Annotated in this window: 27 protein-coding genes, 1 tRNA gene and 1 pseudogene; 25 read left to right on the forward strand and 4 right to left on the reverse strand. The window is 73.6% G+C overall.

What is annotated here, in order from left to right; all coding sequences use genetic code 11:
- Window positions 1-280: 280 nt before the first annotated feature.
- The 9 genes and pseudogenes from fdh to D7193_RS27330 all read left to right on the forward strand — a co-directional run.
- Window positions 281-3,532: pseudogene (gene fdh, locus D7193_RS27295) on the forward strand (formate dehydrogenase); the annotation flags it as partial.
- A 7-nt stretch (window positions 3,533-3,539) separates the two neighbouring features.
- Window positions 3,540-4,589: a 4Fe-4S dicluster domain-containing protein gene (locus D7193_RS27300; RefSeq protein ID WP_206612006.1), complete on the forward strand. Its 1,050-nt coding sequence runs from the start codon at window positions 3,540-3,542 to the stop codon at window positions 4,587-4,589.
- The gene (gene nrfD, locus D7193_RS27305; RefSeq protein ID WP_120782518.1) at window positions 4,586-5,764 is read left to right on the forward strand and encodes an NrfD/PsrC family molybdoenzyme membrane anchor subunit; all 1,179 of its coding nucleotides are present in this window, start codon (window positions 4,586-4,588) and stop codon (window positions 5,762-5,764) included. Before D7193_RS27300 ends, nrfD begins: the two co-directional genes overlap by 4 nt.
- A gap of 57 nt (window positions 5,765-5,821) precedes the next feature.
- Window positions 5,822-5,917, forward strand: a tRNA-Sec gene (locus tag D7193_RS33570).
- Between the two features lie 21 nt (window positions 5,918-5,938).
- Window positions 5,939-7,246, forward strand: coding sequence for an L-seryl-tRNA(Sec) selenium transferase (gene selA, locus D7193_RS27310; protein ID WP_120782519.1), 1,308 nt, complete (start codon window positions 5,939-5,941; stop codon window positions 7,244-7,246).
- Between the two features lies 1 nt (window position 7,247).
- The gene (selB, locus tag D7193_RS27315) at window positions 7,248-9,002 is read left to right on the forward strand and encodes a selenocysteine-specific translation elongation factor (RefSeq protein WP_120782520.1); all 1,755 of its coding nucleotides are present in this window, start codon (window positions 7,248-7,250) and stop codon (window positions 9,000-9,002) included.
- A 58-nt stretch (window positions 9,003-9,060) separates the two neighbouring features.
- Entirely contained in the window at window positions 9,061-9,258 is a 198-nt protein-coding gene (locus D7193_RS27320; RefSeq protein WP_076471704.1) for a hypothetical protein, read from the forward strand.
- A gap of 108 nt (window positions 9,259-9,366) precedes the next feature.
- Window positions 9,367-10,644, forward strand: a complete 1,278-nt coding sequence (locus tag D7193_RS27325; RefSeq protein WP_120782521.1) for a hemolysin family protein — start codon at window positions 9,367-9,369, stop codon at window positions 10,642-10,644.
- A gap of 182 nt (window positions 10,645-10,826) precedes the next feature.
- Window positions 10,827-10,994, forward strand: a complete 168-nt coding sequence (locus tag D7193_RS27330; protein ID WP_174242759.1) for an amidophosphoribosyltransferase — start codon at window positions 10,827-10,829, stop codon at window positions 10,992-10,994.
- Between the two features lie 13 nt (window positions 10,995-11,007).
- Here the strand turns inward: D7193_RS27330 and D7193_RS27335 are convergent, their stop codons facing one another.
- Window positions 11,008-11,661: a hypothetical protein gene (locus tag D7193_RS27335; protein ID WP_120782762.1), complete on the reverse strand. Its 654-nt coding sequence runs from the start codon at window positions 11,659-11,661 to the stop codon at window positions 11,008-11,010.
- 161 nt (window positions 11,662-11,822) lie between these two features.
- Here D7193_RS27335 and D7193_RS27340 point away from each other — a divergent pair, with 161 nt between their 5' ends.
- Window positions 11,823-12,029 (forward strand): hypothetical protein, encoded by a 207-nt coding sequence (locus D7193_RS27340; protein ID WP_120782523.1) that lies wholly within the window; start codon window positions 11,823-11,825, stop codon window positions 12,027-12,029.
- A 3-nt stretch (window positions 12,030-12,032) separates the two neighbouring features.
- On the opposite strand, the gene D7193_RS27345 is transcribed toward D7193_RS27340, so the two are convergent.
- The 3 genes from D7193_RS27345 to D7193_RS27355 form a co-directional block, all read right to left on the reverse strand.
- Window positions 12,033-12,506, reverse strand: a complete 474-nt coding sequence (locus tag D7193_RS27345) for a hypothetical protein (RefSeq protein WP_120782524.1) — start codon at window positions 12,504-12,506, stop codon at window positions 12,033-12,035.
- Window positions 12,503-12,715, reverse strand: a complete 213-nt coding sequence (locus D7193_RS27350; protein WP_120782525.1) for a phosphatidylethanolamine-binding protein — start codon at window positions 12,713-12,715, stop codon at window positions 12,503-12,505. The genes D7193_RS27345 and D7193_RS27350 overlap by 4 nt, the downstream gene beginning before the upstream one ends.
- A gap of 64 nt (window positions 12,716-12,779) precedes the next feature.
- On the reverse strand, window positions 12,780-13,664 hold the full coding sequence (locus D7193_RS27355) for a universal stress protein (RefSeq protein WP_120782526.1): 885 nt from the start codon (window positions 13,662-13,664) through the stop codon (window positions 12,780-12,782).
- Window positions 13,665-13,782: 118 nt separating this feature from the next.
- On the opposite strand from D7193_RS27355, the gene D7193_RS27360 reads away from it, so the two are divergent.
- The 15 genes from D7193_RS27360 (at window position 13,783) to D7193_RS27430 (ending at window position 25,849) form a co-directional block, all read left to right on the forward strand.
- Window positions 13,783-14,529: an SAM-dependent methyltransferase gene (locus D7193_RS27360; protein ID WP_120782763.1), complete on the forward strand. Its 747-nt coding sequence runs from the start codon at window positions 13,783-13,785 to the stop codon at window positions 14,527-14,529.
- Window positions 14,530-14,618: 89 nt separating this feature from the next.
- Window positions 14,619-15,797 carry a PP2C family protein-serine/threonine phosphatase gene (locus tag D7193_RS27365; protein WP_120782527.1) on the forward strand — a complete coding sequence of 393 codons (1,179 nt, stop codon included), beginning with the start codon at window positions 14,619-14,621 and terminating at the stop codon, window positions 15,795-15,797.
- Window positions 15,798-15,853: 56 nt separating this feature from the next.
- On the forward strand, window positions 15,854-16,324 hold the full coding sequence (locus tag D7193_RS27370; protein ID WP_120782528.1) for a MarR family winged helix-turn-helix transcriptional regulator: 471 nt from the start codon (window positions 15,854-15,856) through the stop codon (window positions 16,322-16,324).
- Window positions 16,325-16,704: 380 nt separating this feature from the next.
- Window positions 16,705-17,325, forward strand: coding sequence for a cardiolipin synthase ClsA (gene clsA / locus D7193_RS27375; protein ID WP_120782529.1), 621 nt, complete (start codon window positions 16,705-16,707; stop codon window positions 17,323-17,325).
- Complete coding sequence (locus D7193_RS27380; protein ID WP_120782530.1) at window positions 17,322-18,251, forward strand: DUF881 domain-containing protein; 930 nt, start codon at window positions 17,322-17,324, stop codon at window positions 18,249-18,251. Before clsA ends, D7193_RS27380 begins: the two co-directional genes overlap by 4 nt.
- On the forward strand, window positions 18,248-18,580 hold the full coding sequence (locus D7193_RS27385) for a small basic family protein (RefSeq protein ID WP_091588778.1): 333 nt from the start codon (window positions 18,248-18,250) through the stop codon (window positions 18,578-18,580). The genes D7193_RS27380 and D7193_RS27385 overlap by 4 nt, the downstream gene beginning before the upstream one ends.
- Window positions 18,581-18,590: 10 nt before the next feature.
- On the forward strand, window positions 18,591-19,583 hold the full coding sequence (locus D7193_RS27390) for a DUF881 domain-containing protein (RefSeq protein ID WP_120782531.1): 993 nt from the start codon (window positions 18,591-18,593) through the stop codon (window positions 19,581-19,583).
- 58 nt (window positions 19,584-19,641) lie between these two features.
- Window positions 19,642-20,022, forward strand: a complete 381-nt coding sequence (gene gcvH / locus D7193_RS27395; RefSeq protein ID WP_120782532.1) for a glycine cleavage system protein GcvH — start codon at window positions 19,642-19,644, stop codon at window positions 20,020-20,022.
- A gap of 214 nt (window positions 20,023-20,236) precedes the next feature.
- Window positions 20,237-20,689: an oxoglutarate dehydrogenase inhibitor Odhl gene (odhI, locus tag D7193_RS27400; RefSeq protein WP_007071101.1), complete on the forward strand. Its 453-nt coding sequence runs from the start codon at window positions 20,237-20,239 to the stop codon at window positions 20,687-20,689.
- A gap of 50 nt (window positions 20,690-20,739) precedes the next feature.
- Window positions 20,740-21,441, forward strand: a complete 702-nt coding sequence (ftsR, locus tag D7193_RS27405) for a transcriptional regulator FtsR (protein WP_174242760.1) — start codon at window positions 20,740-20,742, stop codon at window positions 21,439-21,441.
- 181 nt (window positions 21,442-21,622) lie between these two features.
- Entirely contained in the window at window positions 21,623-22,087 is a 465-nt protein-coding gene (locus D7193_RS27410; protein ID WP_120782534.1) for a bifunctional nuclease family protein, read from the forward strand.
- 213 nt (window positions 22,088-22,300) lie between these two features.
- Complete coding sequence (locus D7193_RS27415) at window positions 22,301-22,891, forward strand: MerR family transcriptional regulator (RefSeq protein WP_120782535.1); 591 nt, start codon at window positions 22,301-22,303, stop codon at window positions 22,889-22,891.
- 692 nt (window positions 22,892-23,583) lie between these two features.
- Window positions 23,584-23,982, forward strand: a complete 399-nt coding sequence (locus tag D7193_RS27420) for a group I truncated hemoglobin (protein ID WP_120782536.1) — start codon at window positions 23,584-23,586, stop codon at window positions 23,980-23,982.
- Between the two features lie 2 nt (window positions 23,983-23,984).
- Window positions 23,985-25,160: a globin domain-containing protein gene (locus D7193_RS27425; protein ID WP_120782537.1), complete on the forward strand. Its 1,176-nt coding sequence runs from the start codon at window positions 23,985-23,987 to the stop codon at window positions 25,158-25,160.
- Window positions 25,157-25,849 (forward strand): DivIVA domain-containing protein, encoded by a 693-nt coding sequence (locus tag D7193_RS27430; protein ID WP_120782538.1) that lies wholly within the window; start codon window positions 25,157-25,159, stop codon window positions 25,847-25,849. The genes D7193_RS27425 and D7193_RS27430 overlap by 4 nt, the downstream gene beginning before the upstream one ends.
- Window positions 25,850-25,926: the final 77 nt, after the last annotated feature.

A 25,926-nucleotide genomic window follows, 5' to 3' on the forward strand; every position in this document is an offset into this window, starting at 1 on the left:
TGTGGGGTGTCGGTGTGTCCAGTGTCCCCGGGCCTCACCTATAACTGCCGTCGCGGAATACCGTTCGGCTGGAGCCGCGTCGCGCCACTCGCCGAGAGGCGACCTGCACACCGACACCCCAGCGCCGTCCCCGGCCACCCGGCCGGGGGCGGCGCTGTCTGTTGGCGGACGCCCGGAAGCCGAAGCGAGATCAGAAATTCCGCCGGCTCCGCGCGCGGGACGGCGTCGGTTGGCATATGTTCATGAGGTCGGCGTCGACGGTCGGGAGGGAGGTGCCCCGGTGGGTCTGCGTACCTTCATCGAGGGCTGGCCGGTCTACCGGCAACTCTCCGGCACGGACCCGCTCGGCCGTGGCGCGGCGGCGCAGTCGCCCCGTTCGGCGGAGCTGACGGCGCGTACGGAGACGGCCGACAGCATGGCGCGGTCGATCTGCCCGTACTGCGCGGTCGGTTGCGGCCAGCGGGTGTACGTCAAGGACGGGCAGGTCACCCAGATCGAGGGGGATCCGGACAGCCCGATCTCCCGCGGCCGGCTCTGCCCGAAGGGCGCGGCCAGCAAGAGCCTGGTGACCAGCCCTCTGCGCCAGACGAAGGTCCGCTACCGCCGGCCGTACGCGACGGAGTGGGAGGACCTGGATCTCGACGTCGCGCTCGACATGATCGCCGACCGGGTGCTCGCCGCCCGCGACGAGACGTGGGAGGACGTCGACGACGAGGGCCGCCCGCTGAACCGCACGCTGGGCATCTCCAGCCTGGGCGGGGCGACGCTGGACAACGAGGAGAACTACCTCATCAAGAAGCTGTTCACGGCGATGGGGGCGCTCCAGATCGAGAACCAGGCCCGCATTTGACACTCCGCCACCGTCCCCGGTCTGGGGACCAGCTTCGGTCGCGGCGGCGCCACGGACTTCCAGCAGGACCTCGCCAACGCTGACGTCATCGTCATCCAGGGCTCGAACATGGCCGAGGCCCACCCGGTGGGCTTCCAGTGGGTGATGGAGGCCAAGCAGCGCGGCGCGAGGGTCTTCCACGTCGACCCGCGGTTCACCCGGACGAGCGCGCTCGCCGACACGTACGTGCCGATCCGGGCGGGTACGGACATCGCCCTGCTCGGCGCGGTGGTGCGGTACATCCTGGAGAACGAGCTGGACTTCCGGGAGTACATCCTGGCGTACACCAACGCGGCGACGATCGTCAGCGACCAGTTCGTCGACACGGAGGACGGCGACGGCATCTTCTCCGGCTTCGACCCGGAGACCGGGGGGTACGACCAGAAGACCTGGCAGTACGCGGGACAGGAGGGGAACTCCGGGGTCCGGGACACGGGCGAGGAGCGGGAGACCGCGGCCGGGCTGCGGCACGAGTCCCACGGCATGCCGATAAGCGGTCATACGCAGCGGGACGAGACGTTGCAGCATCCGCGCTGCGTCTACCAGATCCTCAAGCGGCACTACTCCCGCTACACGCCGGAGATGGTGGAGCGGGTGTGCGGCATCCCGCAGGAGAAGTTCTTCGAGCTGGCCCGCGCGTGGACGGAGAACTCCGGCCGGGAGCGCACCGGGGTGCTCATCTACTCGGTGGGGTGGACGCAGCACACCGTCGGCGCGCAGTACATCCGCACCGGCGCGATCATCCAGACCTTGTTGGGCAACATCGGCCGGCCCGGCGGCGGCGTGCTGGCCCTGCGCGGGCACGCCAGCATCCAGGGGTCCACGGACATCCCGACGCTGTTCAACCTGCTGCCGGGTTACCTGCCGATGCCGCACCACGCGAACCACGCGACGTTCGACGACTGGACGCGCGCCATCCGGCATCCGGGGCAGAAGGGCTTCTGGGGTAACGCCCGCGCCTACTGCGCGAGCCTGTTGAAGGCGTACTGGGGGGACGCGGCGACGCCGGAGAACGACTTCTGCTACGGCTACCTGCCCCGCATGACCGGCGACCACGGCACCTACCAGCAGGTGCTCAACATGATCGACGGGAAGGTGAAGGGGTACTTCCTGCTCGGGCAGAATCCGGCCGTCGGTTCCGCGCACGGTCGCGCCCAGCGGCTCGGCATGGCGAACCTGGACTGGCTCGTGGTCCGCGACCTGTTCATGATCGAGAGTGCCACGTTCTGGAAGAACGGTCCCGAGGTGGCCACCGGGGAGATCGTGCCGGAGGAGTGCCGCACCGAGGTGTTCTTCCTGCCGGCCGCGTCGCACGTGGAGAAGGAGGGCACGTTCACCCAGACGCAGCGGCTGCTGCAGTGGCGGGAGAAGGCCGTGGAGCCGCCGGGCGACGCACGTTCGGAACTGTGGTTCTTCTACCACCTGGGTCGCAAGCTGCGGGAGAAGCTCGCCGGCTCGGACAAGCCCCGCGACCGGGCGCTGCTCGACCTGAACTGGAACTACCCGACGCACGGCCCGCACGCGGAGCCGAGCGGCGAGGCGGTGCTCTACGAGATCAACGGGTACGACGTGGCCACCGGCCGGCCGCTGGGCGGGTTCACCGAGGCCCGGGACGACGGCTCGACGGCGATGGGCTGCTGGATCTACAGCGGCGTGTACGCGGACGGGGTGAACCAGGCCGCCCGCCGCAAGTCCCGGCACGAGCAGAACTGGGTGGCCGGCGAGTGGGGTTGGGCCTGGCCGGCGAACCGGCGCACGCTCTACAACCGGGCCTCCGCCGACCCGCAGGGCCGGCCGTGGAGCGAGCGGAAGAAGTACGTCTGGTGGGACGAGGAGAAGCGCGAGTGGACCGGCTACGACGTGCCGGACTTCGAGAAGACGAAGCCGCCGTCGTACCGGCCGGAGCCGGGCACGTCCGGGCCGGACGGGATCGCCGGTGACGACGCCTTCGTGATGCAGGGCGACGGGAAGGCCTGGCTGTACGCGCCGGCCGGGACGGTGGACGGGCCGCTGCCCACCCACTACGAGCCGGTGGAGTCGCCGGTGCGCAACGCGCTGTACCGGCAGCAGTCCAACCCCACCCGCAAGACGTACGCGCACCCGGTGAACTCGGTGAACCCGAGCCCGCCGGAGGAGCACTCGTCGGTCTTCCCGTACGTGTTCACGGTCAGCCGGCTCACCGAGCACCACACGGCGGGCGGGATGAGCCGGACGGTGCCGCCGCTGGCCGAGTTGCAGCCGGAGATGTTCGTGGAGGTGTCGCCGGAGCTGGCCACCGAGGTGGGCCTCACCCACCTGGGCTGGGCGCACCTGGTCAGCGGCCGCGCCGTGATCGAGGCGAGGGTGCTGGTGACCGACCGGCTCACCCCGCTGCGGTTGGACGGCCGCGTCATCCACCAGCTGTGGCTGCCGTACCACTTCGGCTTCGAGGGGCTGGTCACCGGCGACTCGGCCAACGATCTGTTCGGGATCACCCTGGACCCCAACGTGCTGATCCAGGAGAGCAAGGTGGGCACGTGCGACGTGCGGCCGGGCCGCCGGCCGACCGGGCCGGCGCTGCGCGAGCTGGTCGACGACTACCGGCGGCGGGCGGGCATCACGCCGGGCCGGCTCTCGCCGGTCGTCACCTCCGACGGTGGTGAGACGCGGAATGATTCCTGACCGGAACAGCCTCTACGGCCCGCTGGACCCGGCACCCGAGGCCGGCTGGGCGGAGGCGCCGCCGCGGATGGGGTTCTTCACCGACACGAGCATCTGCATCGGGTGCAAGGCGTGTGAGGTGGCGTGCAAGGAGTGGAACGACGTCCCCACCTCCGGCCTGGACCTGCTGGGTATGTCGTACGACAACACGGGCGCGTTGACGGCGAACTCGTGGCGGCACGTCGCCTTCATCGAGCAGCCCCGCCCGGCGGACCACCGGACGCCGCCGTTCGGCGGTAACCCGACCGGCGGCTCGGTGAGCGCCGATTCGGCGGCCATCGCGTCGGGGACCGGTAACCCGACCGGCACGGATCCGGGGGTGCCGCCCGGCTCGCCGGAGCCCGCCGCGCGGATGGCCGCGGGGCCGGAGTTCCTCGGCATGCCCGGTGCGGAGCCGCCCGGGCGGGCCACGGGCGCGGAGACCCGCACCGACTTCCGGTGGCTGATGATGTCCGACGTGTGCAAGCACTGCACGCACGCGGCCTGTTTGGACGTCTGCCCGACCGGCTCGCTGTTCCGCACCGAGTTCGGCACGGTCGTGGTGCAGGAGGACATCTGCAACGGTTGCGGCTACTGCATCTCCGCCTGCCCGTACGGCGTCATCGACCAGCGTAAGGGCGACGGGCGGGCGTGGAAGTGCACGCTCTGCTACGACCGCATCGGCGCGGACAAGACACCGGCCTGCGCGCAGGCCTGCCCTACCGAGTCGATCCAGTACGGGCCGCTCGACGAGCTGCGGGAGCGGGCCGCGGCCCGGGTGGCGACCCTGCACGAGCGGGGGGTGCCGGAGGCCCGCCTCTACGGCCACGACCCCACCGACGGTGTGGGCGGTGACGGCGCGTTCTTCCTGCTGCTCGACGAGCCGGAGGTGTACGGGCTGCCGCCGGACCCGGTGGTCACGACCCGGGACCTGCCGAAGATGTGGAAGCGGGCCGGCCTGGCCGCCCTGGCCATGGCGGCCGCCGCCGTGGTCGCGTTCGTCGGGGGAGGATCGTCGTGAGCCCGGACCGCCCGGTCGGTGACCGGTTCCGCCGGTTCCGTGACCGCGTGGAGCGCGGCCGTTCGGACGTCGAGGGGCAGCCGGCCGAGGAGGGCGCCCGGTCGACGGCCTTCCGGTCGTACGCGCCGCGCGGCGACGCCGAGGCGGCGGAGGCGGGTTACGCGCCGGTGCCGGCCCGCGACGCCCGGCCCGGCCGCCGCAGGGTGCGTCGTGGTGGCGGCGAGGAGCTGCGGGTTCCCGAGGCCGAGTTCGTCTCGTACTACGGACGGCCGATCCTCAAGGCGCCGGTGTGGAAGAAGGACATCGCCGCGTACCTTTTCACCGGCGGTCTCGCGGCCGGTTCGTCGCTGCTCGCCGCGGGGGCGCAGCTCACCGGTCGGCCGGCGCTGCGGCGGGCCGGCCGGGTGACCGCGCTCGCGGCCGTCAGCGCCAGCGCCGGGTTCCTGATCCGGGATCTCGGCCGGCCGGAGCGGTTCCACCACATGCTGCGGGTGGCGAAGTTGACCTCGCCGATGTCGGTGGGCACCTGGATCCTCACCGTGTTCGGGCCGGCGGCCGGGGTCGCCGCTGTCGCGGAGGCGGCGCCGTGGCTGCCCGAGCGCGGGCTGCCCGGGCTGGCCCGCCGGGTGCTGTCCCCGGCGGGGGACGTGGCCGGGCTGGCCGCGGCGGCCGTCGCGCCGGCGCTGGCCACGTACACGGGGGTGCTGCTCTCCGACACGGCCGTGCCGTCGTGGCACGAGGCGTACCCGGAGCTGCCCGTGATCTTCGCGGGCAGCGCGCTGGCCAGCGGCGCCGGCGTGGGGCTGATCGCCGCGCCGACGGCGCAGGCCGGGCCGGCCCGGCGGATGGCGCTGCTCGGCGCGGCCCTGGAACTCAGCGGGTCGCACCGGGTGGAGACCCGCATCGGCCTGCTCTCGGAGCCGTTCCGTCTCGGCCTTCCGGGCCGGCTGCTGCGAACCGGCCGGGCGCTCACCGCGGCCGGGGTGGTGGGCGCGCTGGTCGGCCGGCGCAGCCGGGTGGTGTCCGCGCTGTCCGGCGCCGCGCTGCTGGCGGCCTCCGTGGCGACCCGGTTCGGTGTCTTCTACGCCGGCGTGGCCTCGGCCCGGGATCCGAAGTACACGGTGGTGCCGCAGCGGGAGCGGGCGGACCGGCGGCGGACCACCGACGCCGGCTGACCCCGTCTTCTCGATCTCGCCGCGCGGCCGTGGGTGCGTTGTGGTCAAATACTCCGTGGAGGCGTTCAGGCGGCTGGTGCCCCTCCCGGTCTTCAAAACCGGTGTGGTCCGGGACCCGGGCCAGGCGGGTTCGATTCCCGTCCGTCTCCGCCAACCGCGGTAGGAGTTGACGCGATGCGCGACGGGGACACCGACCCGCGGCGCCGCGTACCCCGCACCGACCTGCTGCTCGCCGACCCCGCCCTGGCGGCCGCGGCGGCCACGCTGGGCCGCGACCGGGTCAAGGCCGCCGTGGTCGCGGCGCAGGAGCGGGCCCGCCGCGGCGAGATCGGCCCCGAGGCCGTGCGCGACGCCGCCGTGGCGGCGCTGCCGCCGCCGGCGCCCCGCGCGGTGCTCAACGCCACCGGTGTCGTGCTGCACACCAACCTGGGTCGGGCCGCGCTGTCCCGCGCCGCGGTGGACGCGCTGCTCGCCGCCGCCGGGCACACCGACGTCGAGTTGGACCTCGCGACCGGCCGGCGTGCTCGCCGCGGCCGCGACACGATGGCCGCGCTGGCGGCCGCCGTACCCGCCGCCGGCGGCGTGCACGTCGTGAACAACGGCGCCGCCGCGCTGGTGCTCGCCGCGACCGCGCTCGCCGCGGGCCGGGAGATCGTTGTCAGCCGGGGTGAGCTCGTGGAGATCGGCGACGGGTTCCGCCTGCCGGACCTGCTGGCCAGCACGGGCGCCCGTTTGCGCGAGGTGGGCACCACCAACCGGACGACGCTGGCCGACTACGCGGCCGCCGTGGGCCCGGACACCGGTTTCGTGCTCAAGGTGCACCCGTCGAACTTCCGGGTCACGGGCTTCACGTCCGCCGTGGGCGTACGCGAGTTGGCGACGCTCGGCGTGCCGGTCGTCGCCGACATCGGCTCCGGGCTGCTCGCGCCGGACCCGTTGCTGCCCGACGAGCCCGACGCGGCGACCACCCTGCGCGCCGGCGCGCATCTGGTGACGGCCAGCGGCGACAAGCTGCTCGGCGGCCCACAGGCCGGGCTGCTGCTGGGCGCCGCCGACCTCGTGGAGCGGCTGCGCCGGCACCCCCTCGCGCGGGCGCTGCGGGTGGACAAGCTCACCCTCGCGGCGTTGGCGGCCACCCTGCACCGGCCCGACACCCCCACCCGGTCCGCGCTGCACGCCGATCCCGGCGTCCTGCGTCGCCGGGTGGAGCGGCTGCGGGACCGGCTCGGCGTGGACGGCCGCAAGGCCGAGGTGGTGCCGTCGGTCGCGGTGGTCGGCGGGGGCGGGGCGCCCGGCGTCGAGCTGGACTCGTGGGCGCTGAGCCTGCCCGAGCGCTACGCGACGCCGCTGCGCACCGGTGAGACACCCGTGCTGGGCCGGGTGGTGCGCGGGCGGCTCCTGCTGGACCTGCGCTGCGTGCCGCCGGAGGCCGACGACACGGTACGCGCCGCCGTGCTGGCGGTTCCGGTGGAGGGTGACTGACGTGTGGGTCGTCGCCACGGCCGGTCACGTCGACCACGGGAAGTCCACTCTGGTGCGGGCGTTGACGGGCATGGAACCCGACCGGTGGGCCGAGGAGCGCCGCCGGGGCATGACCATCGACCTCGGTTTCGCGTGGACGACGCTGCCGTCCGGGGGCACCGTGGCGTTCGTCGACGTGCCCGGTCACGAGCGGTTCGTGCCGAACATGCTCGCCGGGGTCGGCCCGGTGCCGGCCGCCCTCGTGGTGGTGGCCGCCGACGAGGGCTGGATGCCGCAGTCCGCCGAGCACCTGGCCGCGCTCGACGCGCTCGGTGTCTCGTACGGCCTGCTCGTGGTGACCCGGGCGGACCTGGCCGATCCGGGTCCCGCGGTGGCGCGCGCCCGCGCGGAGATCGCCGCCTCCTCGCTCGGTGCGGTCGAGGCGGTCGCCGTCAGCGGCGTGACCGGCGCGGGCCTGCCGCAGCTGCGGGAGGCGCTGGACCGGCTCGCCGTGCGGCTGCCCGACCCGGTCGGGGACGGCCCGGTGCGGCTCTGGGTGGACCGCAGCTTCACCATCCGCGGCAGCGGCACGGTGGTCACCGGGACGCTGGGCGCGGGGCGGTTGCGCGTCGGCGACGAACTGGAGCTGGCGGGGACCGGCGACGTGGTCCGGGTACGCGGGTTGCAGTCGCTCGGTGTGCCCCGGCCCGAGGTGGGCGCGGTGGCCCGGGTGGCGGTGAACCTGCGTGGCACGCCGCGGGATCGTCTGGCGCGCGGTGACGCGCTGCTCAGCCCGGGCCGGTTCCACCGCACCGACGTGCTGGACGTCCGGGTCGCGGGTGACCCGGCCACGGACCTGCCGTCCACCCTTACGGTGCACGTCGGCTCGGCCGCCGTGCCGGCCCGGGTCCGGCCGCTGGGCCCCGATACGGCCCGGCTGCGGCTGGCCCGGCCGCTGCCGCTGCTCGTGGGCGACCGGGCGTTGCTGCGTGACCCGGGTCGCCACCACGTGGCCGGCGGGGTGACGGTGCTCGACGTGGCGCCGCCGCCGCTGGCCCGCCGGGGCGCGGCGGCCGCGCGGGCGGCCGTCCTGGCCGGCCTGGACGGCCGACCCGACCTCGCCGGGGAGCTGCGCCGCCGCCGGCTGGTCCGGGCCGCCGACCTGACCCGCATGGGTGTTCCGGTCGACGTCCGCCCGGTGGCCGGCGACTGGCTGGTCGATCCGGAGCACTGGCGGCAGCTCGGCGTCCGCCTGGCCCAGGAGGTGGCCCGCCACGCCCGGGAGCACCCGCTGGAGCCGGGCGCGCCCGTGGAGGCCCTGCGGCAGCGGCTCGGCCTGCCGGACCGTGCCCTCGTGGAGGCGCTGGTCCGCGCACCGCTGCGCCTGCGCGGCGGGCGGGTCACGGCGTCCGCCACGGACGCGCTGCCGGAGCCGGTGGCGCGGGCCGTGGGCCGCGTCCGCGCCGAGTACGGCGACCGGCCGTTCCGCGCGCCGGAGGCCGACCGGCTCGCCGACCTGGGGCTGGGCCCCCGGGAGATCGGCGCGGCGGTCCGCGCCGGGGCGCTGCTGCGGCTGGCCGAGAACGTGGTGCTGCTGCCCGACGTGCTCGACGAGGCGGTGCGGGTGCTGGCCAAGCTGCCGCAGCCGTTCACGCTCTCCGAGGCCCGGCGGGCGCTGGACACCACCCGCCGGGTGGCGGTGCCGCTGCTCGAACTCCTGGACCGGCGCGGCGCGACCCGCCGGCTGCCCGACGACGCCCGGGTCGTGGTCGGCTGACGCCCCGTCGGGCCGCGAACCGCCGGTGTGTACGCCCGCGGTCACCTACGGTGACGCCATGGACCCTTCCGCTGTCTGGCGGGACCGGCAGCACAAGTGGCGGATCGAGGCGTACCGGGCGCCCGACCTCCGGTTCGCGATCTTCGCCACCAACGGCACCACCGAGTCGGCGCCGCTGTGGCTGTTCGGCATGTCGGCGCTGGCGCGGTGGCTCATGACGCACGCCATCTCGCTCGACGACCTGGAGAGCGACTGAGCCCGACGGAACCGCACGCGCGCCGGCACGGGCTGCGGTTGAGTGGCGTAGGGACCGTCGGGCGGGGGCGCGCCGGTCCGGCCGGCGGGGGCGGACGGGGGTGCGCGGATGGGCGAGCAGCTCGGGCAGCTCGCGCTGGTGGCGGTGCTGGTGCTGGTCAACGCCGCCCTCTCGGGCAGCGAGATGGCCCTGGTGACGCTGCGCGAGGGGCAGCTGCGCCGGCTGGGGCGGCGCTCCCGCGCGGGGGAGCGGCTGGTCCGGCTCTCCCGTGACCCGAACCGTTACCTGGGCACCATCCAGTTGGGCATCACCCTCGCCGGTTTCCTCGCGTCCGCGGCCGCCGCCGTGAGTCTCGCGGAGCCGCTGGTCGGCCCGCTGGGCTTCCTCGGCCGGCTGGCCCGTCCCACCGCCGTTGTCGTGGTGACCGTGATCCTGACCTTCGTGACGCTGGTCGTGGGGGAGTTGGCGCCGAAGCGGCTCGCGATGCAGCGGGCCGAGCGGTGGGCGTTGGTCAGCGCCGGGCCGCTGGACGTGCTCGCCCGGCTGTCCCGGCCCGCCGTCTGGCTGCTGAGCGTCACCACGAACATGGTGGTGCGGCTGGCTGGGGGCGACCCGCGGGCCCGCCGTGAGGAGGTCACGGAGGAGGAGCTGCGCGAGATGCTGGTCAGCCAGCGTGGCCTCTCCGCCCAGCAGCGGGAGATCCTCACGGGGGCGTTCGACATCGCCGGCCGCACGTTGCGGGAGATCCTCGTGGCGCGGCGGGACGTGACGACGCTGCCCGCCGCGCTCTCCCCGCAGGAGGGTATGCGCCGGCTCGCCGCCGCGGGTCGCTCCCGGGCGCCGGTGACCGGGCCCGGCGGCCTGGACGAGGTCATCGGGGTGGTGCACATCCGTGACCTGGTGGACCCGACGCGCGGCACCGTGGGGGAGCGGGCCCGGCCGCCGCTGCTGCTGCCCGCGTCCCTGCCGGTGTCCGACGCGCTGCGGCAGCTGCGTCAGCAGCACCAGCAGCTCGCGCTGGCGGTCGACGAGCACGGCGGCATCGACGGCATGATCACCCTGGAGGACCTGCTCGCCGAGGTGGTCGGCGAGCTGTACGACGAGACGGACCGGGACGTGTGCGGTGTCGTCCGGGAACCGGACGGTGCGCTGCTGCTGCCCGGCGACTTCCCCCTGCACGACCTGCCGGACGTGGGGGTGCGGCTCAGCTTCCCCGTGTCCCGGGAGTACACCACCGTGGCGGGGCTGGTGCTGGCCGGCCTCGGCCACCTGCCCAGCGGGCCGGGGGAGACCGTCCGGCTGCCCGGGCTGACCATCGAGGTGGTCGAGGTCCACGACCGGGCGGTACGGCGGGTGCGGCTGCGCGGCTTCGTGCCGGACGACTGAGCACCGCGCCGGGCCGGCCCGGGGCAGGAGCTGCGGGCACCCGCCGACGGAACGCGCCGACCCGGCGCGGGGGCGGAGCCGCGGTCATCCGCCGGCGGCCGCACCCTGCGGGGGAAAAGCCAGCATTCCGCCCACGGCCACGGCGCGACGCCCGTACCGTCCGATATGTGAAGGACCGAGGGTTGCGGACGTTCGTGACAGTGCTCGCGGGGCTCGCGGTGATCTACTTCGGCACCACGGGTCGGGACCCGGACGAGGGCCGGGGGCTCACCGGCGGCCTGGTGCTGCTCGCCCTGGCCGCCTCGCTGCTCGTGTGGCACCTGACCAAGCCGGGACAGCCGGCGAAGTAGGACGCCGGCGGCCTCACCGGCGGGCCGCGCCGCGCGTGATCTCCCCGGCCGACTCCTCGCCGAGCGCCACGCGGACGAGCGCGGAGGCGAGCCGGCCGAAGTCGGCGTCGCGGACCAGGCCGGCGAGCTTGTCCGGCTTCTCCGGCAGGCCGAGCCGCTTCGCACCGGACAGGGTCCGCCGGTCGGTGAACGGTCGCAGATCCGGCCAGACCGCCTGCGCCTCGCGCAGGAAGATGTCCGCGCCGGTGGGGCCGATGCCGGGAAACTCGGTGAGCAGCCGGCGCAGCGCGGCCGGCGCGTCCCCGGCCTCGCGGTGCAGGCGCCGCAGGTCCCCGTGCCAGCGGTCCAGGCAGAGCCGCGCCCCCGTGCCGAGCATGGTGGCCGTCCGCTCGTCGTAGCGGCGGTAGTGGCCGCGACCGAGCGCGTCGACCCGCTGCTGCCAGCTCGCCGCCTCCATCGCCTGCGGTGTCCGGTAGCCGGCGGCGAAGAGTTCCCGCGCGGCGGACACCGCCACGCAGGCCCGGATGCGGGTGCTCAGCAGCGTGGCCAGTACCAGCAACTGGTACAGCGGCCCCGGCCGGTCCGCGAGCCGGATGCCGGCCTCCTCGGCGTACGTGTGTTCCTGCCGGTCCAGCAGGACCCGCGCCACCGCCCGATCGTCAGCCACGCCCCCGGTGTACCCGCCCACCGCCCGGCTAGCCGCGGCGTGGCGAATCCGGCGCCCGTCGCGGCCGGCGCCGTCGCGGCGGCGAATGGCGGTGGCGGCGACGGGTAACCGGCCGTGGAGGCGGTCGATGCCGTGAGCCGTCCACGCGGAAGGAGACACCGGTGGTCAACCCGCAGCAGGAGGAGTTGCGACGCAACGACAAGGGCGCGACGAGCCAGTACAGCAAGGGCCCGAAGCCGACCGGCCATCCGCTCAACCGGGGGTCGTCCCGCGGCGACCAGGGCCGGCCGGTCCCGAAGGGGCAGGCGTCGCCGTACGGCCCGGCCGGTGAGCCGCTGGCCGACGACGAGAGCGACGCGCGGGGCTGAGCGTCACCTGCGCTTGCAGGGCGGTCGCAGCCGGTTCCACGTGGCTGCGGCCGCCAACCCGTACACGAGGTGCGGCACGATGTCGCTGATCCAGTCCGACCGGCTCCAGGTGCGTGGGTCGGTGACCTTCAGCGCCGTGAGCGAACCGTCCGTCATGGTCATGGCGCCGGCGCCGAGCAGACCCCCGGCCGTGGCCAGCGGCCACCGGCGGCCCCGGGCGAGCAGCGCGAAGCCGACGCCGACGCCGATGCCCGTGGCGTAGCCGAGCAGCGCGCCGAGCCCCGAGCGACGGTTCGTTGCCTTCGGACCCGTGCCCAGGTCGACGTGCACCGCGCCGGCCAGCCGTCCGACCGCGTCGTCCGGTGTGCTGGAGGCCGGGCGGGCCCGCAGCACCATGTCCAGGTATGTCACCACGTTCAGAGCGGTGCTGCCGACGGCGCCCGCGATGGCGCCGTCGGTCAGCTCGGCCGTCCTCACTTCGGGTCGCCCGGTTCGCGCTCGCCCTTGGGGCCGTAGACCCGCTCGCCCCGGATCACACCGCGCTGGCCCCGGTCCTCCTGGAGGATCCGGTTCGCGACCTGGTTGGCCCGGCCGTCGGGCACCCGCCGTCCGGAGTCGTCGATCGCGTTGCGCAGCCGTGCCCGCAGCTTGTCGTACGCGTTGCTACCCGGCCGTGGTCCTGGCATCACTGCCTCCTCCGGTCGCTGTCGCCGATGGCGTACCGGAGGCGTCTACCCGTTGCGCGTCTGGTCAACCGTGCGCGGCGCGGACGACGGCCACCGGGCAGTCCGCGTGGTGCAGCACCGACTGGCTCACCGACCCCAGCAGCAACCCGGTGAACTCGCCGCGCCCCCGCCCACCGACCACCAGCAGTTGGGCGTCGCGGGACGCCTCGGCGAGCGCCGCGCCGGCGCGGGCGTGCACCGCCCGCCGGGTCACCCGCAGCCCCGGGTACCGGTCGCCGAGACCGGCGACGGCCTCGTCGAGCACCCGTTCCTCCTCGCGGTGCAGCAGGGCCTCGTCGTACACGAGCGGTTGCATGTCGCCCGGGCCGGTGGAGACCGGATGGCGGTACGCGTGCAGCGCGAGCAGGTCGGCGCCACGCGCGGCGGCGGTGTCGGCGGCGAACTGGACGGCCAGGGTGGACAGGTCCGATCCGTCCACGCCGACCACGACCGGTCCGTCGGTGCGTGTCGTGCCGCGTACCACCAGCACCGGGCAGTCGGCGTACGACGTCACCTGGATGGCGACGGAGCCGACGATCAGGGCGGAGAAGCCGCCCAGCCCCCGGTCGCCGAGCACGATCATGGCGGCGGCGGGCGCCTCCCCGAGCAGCACCGCGGACGCCTCCCCGTCGATGATCTCGCCGGAGACCCGTACGCCGGGCGCGGCGGTCTCGGCCTCGGCGACCGCGGTGGCGACCAGCTCCTGGGCCTGCTCGCGCAGCCCGCCCCCGGGTGGGCCGTCGGCCGGCGGGGCGAGCGGCACGTGCAGCAGCGGCCAGATGAACCCGTGGACGACCCGCAGCGGCCGGTTGCGGCGGGTCGCCTCGACCGCGGCGACGCGCACCGCGCGCAGCGCGGGCTCGGAGCCGTCCACGCCGACCACCACGGCCGCGCCGTCCGACGAGTTCACCGTCCACCTCCCGCCCACTGCGGCCAGTATCCCGGCCGCCCCGGGGCCGCCGGAGCGATACCGCGCGAGACGCCCGGTCGGTACGCTGGCGGCGACCACCGGGGAGGGAGCGTCATCGATGGTTGAGCCGGAGCAGCCGAGCACCGCCCGCATGATCGACTTCTGGCTCGGCGGGGACCACCACTTCCCGGTCGACGTCGCCGCGGCGGAGGCCTTCGAGCGGGCGTACGGGCCGTGCGCGCCGGTGTTTCGCGCGTTGCGCGCCTTCCTGGGCCGCGCGGTGCGGGCGGTGGCCGACCGCGGGGTGGACGGGTTCCTGGTGTTCGGTGCCGGGGTGCCCACGAGGGGCAACGTGCACGAGGCGGCACCGGAGGCGACGGTGCTCTACACGGACGTGGACCCGGTCACCATCCGGCTCGGGCAGCGCATCCTCGCCGGCAGCGACCGGGCCGGCTACGGCTACGGCGACGCCACGGACGTCGGCACGATCGACCCGGCCCAACTGCACCGGTTCGTGCCGGGCTGGGGGCGGCGGCCGGTGGGCGTGGTCTTCCTGGGCCTCGCGGCGTTCCTCGACGACGACACGCTGGCCCGGACGCTCGACGAACTCTATGCGGCGGCGGCGCCGGGCAGTTGCCTCGCCATCGACTTCGACACCGAGGAGCTGGCCGGGTATCCGGAGGCGCTGGCCATGATGGGCCCCGCGTTCCGGATGCGGTCGCCGGCGGCGTTCCGGCCGCTGCTGGGCCGCTGGACGCCCACCGACGACGGAATTGTTCCGGTCACCCACTGGCGGCCCCAGGGGCCGCCGCCGCAGCTGCCCGACGCGTTCCACGGCGCCGTCGCGGTCCGCGGGGAGGACTGAGCCGCGCGTCGCGTGGGCACCCTGTCCGGCGCGGTCGGGGACCCTCCGTATGATGCTTGCCCTACTGCAAGTTTCGCGGAGGAACAACCATGCTGGACACCCCCGATCCGGTGGCGCGCACCCTGCGCGCGGCCCCGCCCGACCAGCTCGCGGAGGCCGCCGACAGCGCCATTCGGTCCCTGCTGGGGGCGAGCCGGACCGACGTGTTCATCGCCGACTACCGGATCAGCGGCCTGTGGCCGGTGCTCGATCCGGAGCTGCCGGACGCCGGTTTCCTCGACTGTCAGGGGGTGGCCCAGCGCTGCTTCAGCAGCCAGCGGCCCGTCCGTGACGCGGCGGACGACGGCCGGTGCCGGCTCTACCTGCCGCTGACGGTGTGGGGTGAGCGGCTCGGTGTGCTGATGATCGAGCTGCCGGACGGGCCCGGCCCGGGGGTCGAGGAACGGGCGGCCGACATCGCCGGGGACCTGGCCGTGGCGCTGCGCGCCGCCGACCGGGAGACCGACCGCTACCGCCGGGTACGACGCCGGGAACGGCTCACCATGGCCGCCGAGATGCAGTGGGAACTGCTGCCCGGGCGCAGTGTCACCCACGAGACGTTCCACCTCGCCGGCCAGCTCGAACCGGCGTACACAGTGGGCGGTGACCACTTCGACTGGTCCCTCGACGGTGACACGTTGACCGTCACGGTCCTCAACGGTGACGGCACCGGCCTGTCCGCGTCGCTGCTCACCGCGGTCGCGGTCAACGCGATGCGCAACGCCCGCCGCTCCGAGGGCGGCCTGGTCGAGCAGGCGGAGCTGGCCTCGGACACGCTCTACTACCAGCACCGCGGCCGGCGGCACGTGGCCACGTTGCTGCTCGAACTCGACGTGCGCACCGGGCGGATACGGGCGGTGGACGCCGGCTCGCCGCACGTGCTGCGGCTGCGCGGCGGCACCGTCGAGCCGATCGGGCTGGACCAGCAGCTGCCGCTGGGCATGTTCGCCGAGGCCCGCTACGACCTGCAGGAGTTCACGCTGGCGCCGGGCGACCGGCTCTTCGTGGTGAGCGACGGGGTCTGGGCGGCCACTCCCGCGGGCCAGGAACCGTACGGGGACCGGGCGATGGCCCGGGCCATGCGGTCCACGCGGTTGCAGCCGGCGGCCGAGGCGGTTGGTACGGTGATGCGCGAACTTCACGCCTACCATGCGGACACGGACCTGCGCGACGACGCCGTCGTGGTCTGCCTTGACTGGCACGGTGTCCGTGGCCGGGATGCCGGGTGACGGGCGCGGCCGCGATGGTCAGGCAGCAGCAGCGGGACGATGGCAGGTGACATCGGGTGGAGCGACCTCCAAATCTCGCCGCGGCGATCGAGGCCGCCGCGGAGGCACTCGTGGCCGTGCTCGACTCGACCGCGTCGCGGCACCAGATCTCGGTCTCCCCGACGCAGCTGCGGGTGCTGTCGCTGATCAGCGCCCGGCCGTCGACCAACGTCAACCGGTTGGCCGAGCTGCTGGACGTGGTGCCGTCCTCGGCGAGCCGGCTCTGCGACCGGCTGGAGGCGATCGGGCTGCTGCGCCGCGCGGCGGATCCCCGGGACCGCCGCGAGGTCCGGTTGCTGCCCACGGCGGCCGGCGAGAACCTCCTGCGCGACCTGGCCGAGCGCCGGCACCGGGCGGTGCAGGCGGTGCTCGACCGGATGCCGCAACGCACGCAGCACGAGCTGCTGCTCGCTCTGCTGGCGTTCACGCAGGCCGCGGCCAGGGGAGCGGGCGAGCCGCAGGAGGATCCGACGGTACGGACGGCCTGACCGGCCGCGCCGCCGCGCCTGGCTGCCGTGATCGACGTCGGGTGGGTGGCGGGCGATGGCGGTGGTCCAGGCGGCGAGGCGTGGCTCATTCGGGGGCGGCTCCTATCGTCCTAGGATGCCGTACGGGTGGTGAGGCACACCACACGCGACAGGCACACGCCGGCCCGGCCCTCGGGGCAACGGGGGAAGGCGAGCAGCCCGATATAGTGGCAGCGCAACTCGTCCGGCCCGCGATCGTCGATCGCGGGCCGACTTCAGGCGAAGGTCCCGTTCGGCGGGGCCGCGGAGAGGGCGCCGGCGGTGGCCGGCCCGACAGTGCGCACGTCTTCCCGCAGCGCCCGACGCGGTCGGGCGCCGGATCGTGTGGCGGAGGAGGTTCGGTGTCGCGTCGGCCGGCTGAGGCAGATCACCCCGGCGGCACGGCCAGCGGTCGCATCCTCACGCTGCCCAACCTCATCAGCTTCCTTCGGCTGCTCGGTGTGCCGCTGTTCCTCTACCTCCTGCTCGTCGTCCACGCGGACGTGGCGGCGCTCGTGGTGCTGGCCGTGGGCGGCACCACCGACTGGGTGGACGGCTGGGTCGCGCGCCGGTTGCGCCAGGTGAGCCGGCTGGGGGAGTTGCTCGACCCGCTCGCCGACCGCCTCTACATCCTCGCCACGCTGGTGGCGTTCACCGCCCGCGAGGTGGTGCCCTGGCAGTTCACCGCGGCGCTCCTCGCCCGGGAGCTGCTGCTGCTCGTCTCGCTGGCGGTGCTGCGCCGCTACGGGTACGGGCCGCCGCCGGTGCACTACGTCGGCAAGACCGCCACGTTCCTGCTGCTGGCCGCGTTCCCGACGCTGCTGCTGGCGCACGCGGTGTCCGGCGCCGAGGCGGCGGCCGGCGCGATCGGCTGGGCGTTGGCCTGGTGGGGTCTGGTGCTCTACTGGGTGGCCGGCGCCATGTACGTGGTGCAGGCGGTCCGGCTGATCCGGGCGGCGCGCGCGACGGGGGCGGCGGCGTGAGCGCGGACGACCGGGGCGAGCGCCCGGCGCGCGTGTACGCGCCGGACTTCCTCACCGAGCTGTTCCGCAACCCCCTCGAGCCGGGGTACGCGGCGGCCGCGGAACGGCGGCGGGCGGATCCGCCTCCGCCGTGGCGGGCCCGGTCGACGCGGTCGGTCACCGTGGTCGTGCTGGTGGTGCTGGGGTTCCTCCTGGCGGTGGCGTACCGGCAGACGATGGAGGACGAGCCGGGGCGCAGCCAGGCCCGGTCGGGTCTGGTGGCGCAGATCAAGGAGCGGGAGCACGCGACCGACGAGTTGTCCGCCCGCGCCGACCAGCTGCGCGAGGAGGTCAGCCGGCAGCGGGACGCGGCGTTGAGCGGTTCAGCGGCGGCGCGGCTGCGGGACCTGGAGGCGGGGACCGGGCTGGGCCGGGTGCGTGGCGACGGGGTGGTGGTCCGGTTGGCGGACGCTCCCGGTGACGCGGACGCGGTGACCGGCGCCGGGGCGGGCCCGCCGCGGGTGCTGTACAGCGACCTGCAGGGTGTGGCCAACGCGCTGTGGAGCGCCGGCGCGGAGGCGGTGTCGATCAACGGTCAGCGGTTGACCGCGACGTCGACGATCCGTTCCGCGGGCGAGGCGATCCTGGTGGACTTCCGGCCGGTGACGGGGCCGTACGAGGTGTCGGCGATCGGTCCGGATTCGATGAAGCGCAGGTTCGAGCAGAGCCGCAACGCGGCGTTGATGCGCGACGTGGCGCAGAAGACGGGTCTGTCGTTCGGGGTGCGGGAGGCGGACGACCTCACCCTGCCGGCCGCTCCCGAGCCGCGGCTACGCTACGCGGAACCGCCGGAAAGCCCGAGCCCCTCGCCGTCGGGTGACCGGTCCGCCAGTCCCGGGGCGTCCGGTTCCGGGACGTCTCCCAGCCCCTCCGGAGGTGGTCGATGATCGCGGTGCTGGCGTTGCTCGCCGGTGTGGTTCTCGGGGTGTGGCTCGATCCCACCGTGCCCGCGGCGTTGCAGCCGTACCTGCCGATCGCCGTGGTGGCCGCGTTGGACGCGGTGTTCGGTGGGGTGCGGGCGAAGCTCGACCGGATCTTCGACGACAAGCAGTTCGTGGTGTCGTTCATCTCGAACGTGTTGGTGGCGGCGCTGATCGTGTACCTGGGTGACCAGCTCGGTGTGGGTGGTCAGTTGTCCACGGGTGTGGTGGTCGTGCTCGGGGTGCGGATTTTCGGAAATGTGGCGGCGATCCGTCGGCACCTGTTCCGGGCGTAGGTTCAAGGCGATGAGCGACGAGCAGACCGAGACGGGTACGGGCTGGCCGCAGCCGGCGGGTCCGGGTCGGCCTGCGGGTCCGGCGGGTGAGCCGGATCCGCGGCCGGACGCGCCGGATCCGGACGAGTTGAGTCCGTTGGCGCCGGCGGGGCCGGTGGAGGAGCCGGACCGGGACGAGCGCTCGGGCGCCGGTGCGGAGCCGGTCGAGGATGTGACGGTGGCGCTGCCCACGTCGGACGAGGCGGCCGGGGAGCCGGCCGGCGACGCGGGCGAGGCCGGCGGTTCGGGCGCGTCCGCGTCGGTGCGGTCGCGGTTCTCGGCGGCGGGTGTGATGATCGCCGCGTTGCTGGCGCTGCTGGGGTTCACGCTGGTGGTGCAGTTGAAGACGACGTCGACGGATCCGACGTCGGGGGCGACGCGGCAGGAGGACCTGGTGCGGATCCTGTCGGATCTGGATGCCCGGGAGAACCGGCTGCGGCAGGACATCGCGTCGTTGGAGGAGAGCCAGCGTCAGTTGCGCTCGGGTGAGCAGGGGCGGCAGGCGGCGCTGGACGAGGCGACGCGGCGGGCGGACGAGCTGGGCATTCTGGCGGGCACGCTGCCGGCGACGGGTCCGGGGTTGAGTGTGCGGTTCGAGGCGGGCGGGAAGCCGATCTCGGCGACGCGGGTGCTGGACGCGGTGCAGGAGTTGCGGGGCGCGGGCGCGGAGGCGATGCAGATCTCCGGTGGGGATCGGGCGACGGCGCGGATCATCGCGTCGACGTACTTCCTGGACGGGGAGAACGGGTCGTTGGTGGTGGACGGGCGGCGTCTGACGGGGCCGTACACGATCACGGTGATCGGTGATCCGGCGACGATGCGTACGGCGTTGAACATTCCGGGTGGGGTGGTGGCGTCGGTCCAGGGTGACGGCGGTAACGTGATCGTTGAGGATCGTGAGGCTGCCGAGGTTTCGGCGCTGCACGCGCCGATCAAGCTGGAACACGCCCGTCCGGTCTCCTGACCGGTCGCGGCCGGCTTCGGGCCGGGTGCCCGGAGCACGATGGATGAGGGACGCGTCTGTGATTCCTGAGGATCTGCGATACACCGCCGAGCACGAGTGGGTGGCGGGTGACGGCACCGGGACGGTCCGGGTCGGCATCACGCACTTCGCGCAGGACGCGCTTGGTGACATCGTGTACGTCCAGCTGCCTGATGCGGGCACGGCGGTGACGGCCGGTGACTCGCTGGGTGAGATCGAGTCGACGAAGAGTGTGTCGGAGATCTACGCGCCCGTGAGTGGCACGGTGGCCGCGCGCAACGAGGCGCTCGGCGACACCCCTGAGGTGATCAACACGGACCCGTACGGTGCGGGTTGGTTGGTGGAGATCACCCCGGACGATCCGACGGCGGTGGACGGGCTGCTGACCGCGGGCGCGTACCGCGAGCTCACCGAGAGCTGAGTGTGCTTGATCCGGTGCGCCCGTTGAGTCCGCGCGTCCGGTTGCCCTGCATTTCGGCGCTGGCTAGGCTCGCCCAGTCGACCGAGAACCCAATAGTTGAGCGTTGCGGAATTGCCTTCCCGGGCACGGGGAGCCAGCCGCCGGGTGTGCGACTGCCCGGCGGCCAGACCCGCCATTACCCGACGCCGACCGAACAGATCCGTGAGGTGGTCCCATGACGCGCCCAGACGACGAGTTCCCCCCACTCGACGTCACTTCGACGCTCAATCTCGGTTCGCTCGACGAAGTGCTGGAGGGGCCGGACACCGATGTGGTGCCGAGCCGGATGTCCGGTTCGTTGCCGCCGGGGATGGCGCTGCTGGTGGTTCGTCGTGGTCCGAACGCGGGTGCCCGGTTCCTGTTGGATCACGATGTGACGACCAGTGGGCGGCATCCGGACAGTGACATCTTCCTCGATGACGTGACGGTGTCGCGGCGGCACGCGGAGTTCCACCGTGACGGTGGCACGTTCACGGTGCGGGACGTGGGGAGCCTGAACGGCACCTACGTGAACCGGGAGCGGGTCGAGGCGGCCACGTTGAGCAACGGTGACGAGGTGCAGATCGGTAAGTTCCGGGTGGTGTTCATCGCCGGTCCGCGTCCGGAGGAGGAGGCCGGCCGGGGGTGAACGAGCCTGCGGCCTCCACGTCACCGGGGGCGGCCCGGTCACAGCCGCTGATGAGCATCGGTGAGGTGCTGGGGCAGTTGCGGGTGGACTTCCCGGACGTCACGATCTCGAAGTTGCGGTTCCTCGAGGCCGAGGGGCTGGTCGAGCCGCAGCGGACGGCGGCGGGTTACCGCAAGTACAGCTGGGACGATGTGGCGCGGTTGCGGTTCGTGTTGACCGCGCAGCGGGACCAGTATCTGCCGTTGCGGGTGATCCGCGAGCAGTTGGCCGAGTGGGATGCGACCGGTGCGGCGCCGGGGCGGTCGCGGCCGACGTTGGTGGCGGTGGGCCCGGGTGGTGAGGTGCCCGGTCGTGCGGCGGAGGAGCCGGCCGAGTCGTCGGAGGTGCGGCTCGGCCGGTCGGATCTGCTGGCGCGTAGCGGGTTGGCCGAGTCGACGCTGTCGGAGTTGGAGCGGCTCGGTGTGGTGGTGCCGGATCCGCCGGGTTGGTACGACGCGGATGCGTTGATCATCGCGCGGGCGGTGGCGGGTCTGGCGGCGTACGGTCTGGAGCCGCGGCATCTGCGGGGTTATCGGACGGCGGCGGACCGGGAGGTCGGTTTGTTCGCGCAGTTGGTGGCGCCGTTGGTGCGGCAGAGTGATCCGGCGGCGCGGGCGCGGGCGGCGGAGACGGCGCGGGAGTTGGTGGCGCTGTCGCAGCAGTTGCACGCGGCGTTGGTGCGGGTGGGTCTGCGGTCGACGCTGGGCCGGTGAGGGTCGGTGTGGGCGGTGTGCGGAAAGATCTGCGTCGGGAAGCGTGCCGTAGGCTTGCGGGGGTAACCCCTTTCTGGCGCGGGCGTGGTGCGGGTAGCGCGTGGGACGGCCGTGTCGCGGTCCGTGTACCGTGCAGGGAAGGGCGCGGTGCGGCGTAGGTGACAACGACACGGAGGCGGCGGTGCGCGAGCTGAGCGTGGTCGGGGTTCGGGTGGAGCTGCCCAGCAACCAGCCGATCGTCCTGCTCAGGGAGGTCGAGGGGGACCGCTATCTGCCGATCTGGATCGGCGCGGTCGAGGCGACGGCGATCGCTTACGAGCAGCAGGGGGTCAAGCCGGCCCGCCCGTTGACGCATGATCTTCTGAGGGACGTGTTGGCGGCGCTGGACGCGCCGTTGCGGGCGGTGGAGATCACCGAGCTCAAGGAGAACGTCTTCTACGCCGATCTGTTGATCGGTGACGGGGTGCGGGTGTCGGCGCGGCCGAGCGATTCGATCGCGTTGGCGTTGCGGGTGGGTGCTCCCATTCGTTGTGCCGAGCAGGTCCTCAGCGAGGCGGGGATCGTCATCCCGGACGAGCAGGAGGACGAGGTGGAGAAGTTCCGCGAGTTCCTGGAGCAGGTGCGTCCGGAGGACTTCGCGGGCTGAGCGGTGGCTCGGGCCGGCGGTGGCCGGTCGGGTCGGTTGCGACGGGCGTCACGGTGGGTGACGTGGTGCCGTCTGTGATGATCTTCGTGTGGCTGCGCGGCGTGTCGCGCCGGTTTCTCCGTGGTAACTCCCGGGCATCGCTATAGGGTTGCCGTGTCGAGGGGTCGCGTCCCGGAAACGACGCGGCACCGCACGGACGGGGAGGTTGTCCGGATGCACGAGCCGCGGAATTCCGATCCGGGTACAGGGCAGGACGAGCCGGGTGTGGCGCCGCCGGGGTCGGCGACGGACAGTGACGGTTCGGTGGGCTACCGGGGTGTGACGGCCTGCCACGCGGTGGGGATCTCCTACCGGCAGTTGGACTACTGGGCCCGTACGGGTCTGGTGGTGCCGAGCGTTCGGGACGCGTCGGGTTCGGGGACGCAGCGGCTGTACTCGTTCCGCGACCTGGTGGTGTTGAAGGTCGTGAAGCGTCTGCTGGATGCCGGGGTGTCGTTGCAGAACATCCGTAAGGCGATCGAGGCGTTGCGGTCGCGGGGTGTCGAGGACCTGGCGGGGATCACGCTGATCTCGGACGGGACGACGGTGTACGAGTGCCGGTCGCCGGAGGAGGTCGTGGACCTGTTGCAGGGCGGCCAGGGTGTGTTCGGCATCGCGATCGGTGGGGCGTTCAAGGAGATCCAGGGTTCGTTGTCGCATCTGCCGGCGGAGCCGGCGGCGGGAGCTGCGAGTGAGCCCGCGGTGGCGGCGGATCCGGTGGGTGACGAGTTGGCGGCCCGGCGGGCGCGTCGGCGGGCGGGCTGAGGGCTCGCGTTTTGGCGTCGTGACGACCGCCCGGCGGCTGACCGCCTGAGCGTTCCCGCGACTGCGGCCGGTCCAGGCCGGGCGAGCGGTCGTGATCCGCGCCGGGGTCGCTGATGCGATGGCGTGACCGGTCACGTGGGCGAGAACGGGCCTCGGCGGTCGGTGGCCTGCCGGCCGCGGTGCGGTCGTCTGTGACCGTGGGTGCGCGCGACGCGCCGATGGTTGTCGCAATTTTCGTGGTGACGCTGCGTGACCGTTGGTGGGTGTCGCGGGGGGTGGTCGCCCGTTCGGGCTGGCGGGCCGTCCTGCCGGTGGATCATGGCTCGTCGGGTCGGGTGGTGCTGGTCAGGCGATCGGCCGACGGGTGTCCGTGGTGGTCAGTGGCGGTCGAGGGACCGGACAGCGGTGGTGGCGGCGGTCGTTCCGGAGTGGACGGTGGCCTCCCGACGGTGACGTCCCGTGGTGCGGTGGTCGCGGTTGGTGGTGGCGACGGTCGCTCGTTTCGTGACTGTGCGTGGTGGACGGTGTCGGGAATCCGATAGGGGGGCCATGACCGCGCGGACGCGACACGCTATGGTCCGACACGCGGTCGCCCCGGGGCCGGTGTCGCCTTCGCCACCGGTAGCGGCGGCCCGACCGATGCCCCTCCGCGCCACCCCCGCGCGAACCCCTCCAGTGTGGAAGGAACAACCGTGACGGTTACGGAAGAGACCACCCCCGTCTCGCACTACGAGCGGATCGGTGGTGCCAGCTCGGTGAAGGCGGCCGTCGAGCTGTTCTACGACAAGGTGCTCGCCGACCCGGCGCTCGCCGGCTACTTCGCCGACGTGGACATGGTCGGCCAGCGCCGGCACCTCGCGCTGATGCTGACCGTGGTGCTGGGCGGTCCGAACGAGTACACCGGCCGCGGGCTGGCCGAGGCGCACCAGCCGTTGAACATCCCGGTGGCGCACTACGCGAAGGTCGGTGAGCACCTCATCGTCACGCTGACCGAGTTGGGTGTGCCGGCCGACATCCTGGCGGACGTGCGGACCGTGCTGGCCGACGTGCAGGACCAGGTGGTGGCCGCCGGGACCCGTCCGGGCGTCTGAACGTGGACGTCGCACGGCTCAAGCAGAGCTGGTCCCTGGTCGCCGCGCACGGCGACCAGGTGCCGCTCTACTTCTACTCGACGCTGTTCCTGAGCCATCCCGAGACCCGGCAGATGTTCCCCACGAACATGGCGGGTCAGCGGGACCGGCTCGTCACCGCGTTGGCGCACATCGTGACCAACGTCGACCAGGTGGACCGGCTCGTCGGGTTCCTGCAGGACCTCGGCGCCGACCACCGCAAGTTCGCGGTGCGTCCGGAGCACTACCCGGCCGTCGGTGAGGCGCTGGTGGCCACGTTGCAGCACTTCCTCGGCGAGCAGTGGACCGAGGAGCTGGCTCAGGACTGGACGGCCGCGTACGGGCTGGTGTCGAAGGTGATGATCGACGCCGCGCAGGCCGCGGAGGCGGTGAACCCGCCCTGGTGGGTCGCCGAGATCGTGGCGCACGAGCGGCGGGCGTTCGACGTGGCGGTGCTGACGCTGCGTCCGCAGTACCTGCTTCCGTTCACGCCGGGGCAGTCGATCGGTGTGTCGCATCCGGCGGTGCGGTCGTGGCGGTACTACTCGCCGGCGAACGCGCCGCGCGCGGACGGCACGTTGGAGTTGCACGTGCGGGCCGCGCCGGGCGGTGTGGTGTCGTCGCGGCTGGTGTACGGGTGCGCGGTCGGTGACCAGGTGCATCTGGCGGCGCCGGTCGGGGACCGGTTGACGTTGTGGTCGGCCGGATCGAGCGACCTGCTGCTGCTGGCCGGTGGCACCGGCTGGGCGCCGGTGAAGGCCCTCGTGGAGCAGGTCGCGGCGGAGGGTTCCCGCCGGCGGGTGGACCTGTACGTGGGTGCCCGGTCCCGCAGCGAGTTCTACGACACGGACGCGATCGACAAGTTGGCGTCGTCGTGCCCGTGGCTGACGGTGACCTACGTGGTCGGTGTGGACTTCCAGCGGCCGGGGGAGATGGTGCACGCCGTGGACCGGGCGTTGGCCGACGGTGACTGGCGGTCCCGGCACGTGTACGTGTGCGGCTCGGACGAGATGGTCGGCTACTCGGTGCAGGCGTTGACGCGGGCCGGCTACCACGCCGGTCAGGTGCACCACGAGGGGTTCGGCAAGCACTGGTACGGGCCGGCGTGGCGGTCGGCGGTGGACGCCGCCGCCCCTGACAACTCGGGAGGTGCGCGGTGAGCGCGACGCCGATCAGCAGGTACGACGGGATGCCGGTGTCCGGTGGCGTCCAGGTGCGGATGACTTCCGACCGGGTGCGCCGGTGGGAGTTCGCGGCGGCGTCGTTCACCCGGCGGGGCTACGACAACGCCGACGTGGACCGGTTCCGGATGCAGGTCGCCGACGAGCTGGATCTGCTGGCGGCGCAGATCGCGAACCTGCGGGCCGAGAACGAGCGGCTCACCGACCGGGTGGAGCTGCACCGGCACGGGGTGATCCCGAGCAAGAACGCGGCGGCGAACGTGCCGGCGGCGAAGGAGGTGAACCTGCTCTCGGCGGCGCAGCGGGAGGCGGAGCAGATCATCGCGCAGGCGCACGACTACGCGCGACGGGTCGCCGAGTACGCCCGGACGCAGTACGAGAGCTACATGCGGGCGGCCGCGGAGGAGGCGAAGCAGGAGGCCGAGCGGGCGGTGCAGGAGTACCGCAGCGCGGCGGGGCCGAGCTTCGACGATTCGGTGGCCACGCGGGAGGCGTTGCGGATCTTCGGCGAGATGATGATCTCGCACATGCAGGCCGCGGCGCGGCACCTCGACGACGGCAGTGAGCAGTTGTCGCGCACCATGAGCCGGCTGGTCGGGGAGGCCGGGCAGGCGGTGGGTGTGGGCGGCGGGGGGCAGACCGCGCTGCCGCGCCACCAGCAGCGCTGAGGCGAGGGCCGGTCCGCCCCGACGTGGTGGACCGGCCGCCCCCGTCGGTGGGGTGGTCCGTGTGCCCGGTGGGCGTA

The organism is Micromonospora costi (assembly GCF_003626655.1).
GTDB classification, from domain to species: Bacteria; Actinomycetota; Actinomycetes; order Mycobacteriales; family Micromonosporaceae; genus Micromonospora; species Micromonospora costi.

Bases quoted from the DNA above. Each gene is read 5' to 3' on its own strand.
- D7193_RS27365 (WP_120782527.1), top strand. From the start codon at position 14,619: ATGCTGGACACCCCCGATCCGGTGGCGCGCACCCTGCGCGCGGCCCCG.
- ftsR (WP_174242760.1), top strand. From the start codon at position 20,740: ATGAGCATCGGTGAGGTGCTGGGGCAGTTGCGGGTGGACTTCCCGGAC.
- D7193_RS27300 (WP_206612006.1), top strand. From the start codon at position 3,540: ATGATTCCTGACCGGAACAGCCTCTACGGCCCGCTGGACCCGGCACCC.
- D7193_RS27390 (WP_120782531.1), top strand. From the start codon at position 18,591: ATGAGCGACGAGCAGACCGAGACGGGTACGGGCTGGCCGCAGCCGGCG.
- D7193_RS27360 (WP_120782763.1), top strand. From the start codon at position 13,783: ATGGTTGAGCCGGAGCAGCCGAGCACCGCCCGCATGATCGACTTCTGG.
- odhI (WP_007071101.1), top strand. From the start codon at position 20,237: ATGACGCGCCCAGACGACGAGTTCCCCCCACTCGACGTCACTTCGACG.
- D7193_RS27385 (WP_091588778.1), top strand. From the start codon at position 18,248: ATGATCGCGGTGCTGGCGTTGCTCGCCGGTGTGGTTCTCGGGGTGTGG.
- D7193_RS27320 (WP_076471704.1), top strand. From the start codon at position 9,061: ATGGACCCTTCCGCTGTCTGGCGGGACCGGCAGCACAAGTGGCGGATC.
- D7193_RS27350 (WP_120782525.1), bottom strand. From the start codon at position 12,715: ATGCCAGGACCACGGCCGGGTAGCAACGCGTACGACAAGCTGCGGGCA.
- selA (WP_120782519.1), top strand. From the start codon at position 5,939: ATGCGCGACGGGGACACCGACCCGCGGCGCCGCGTACCCCGCACCGAC.
- D7193_RS27415 (WP_120782535.1), top strand. From the start codon at position 22,301: ATGCACGAGCCGCGGAATTCCGATCCGGGTACAGGGCAGGACGAGCCG.
- D7193_RS27325 (WP_120782521.1), top strand. From the start codon at position 9,367: ATGGGCGAGCAGCTCGGGCAGCTCGCGCTGGTGGCGGTGCTGGTGCTG.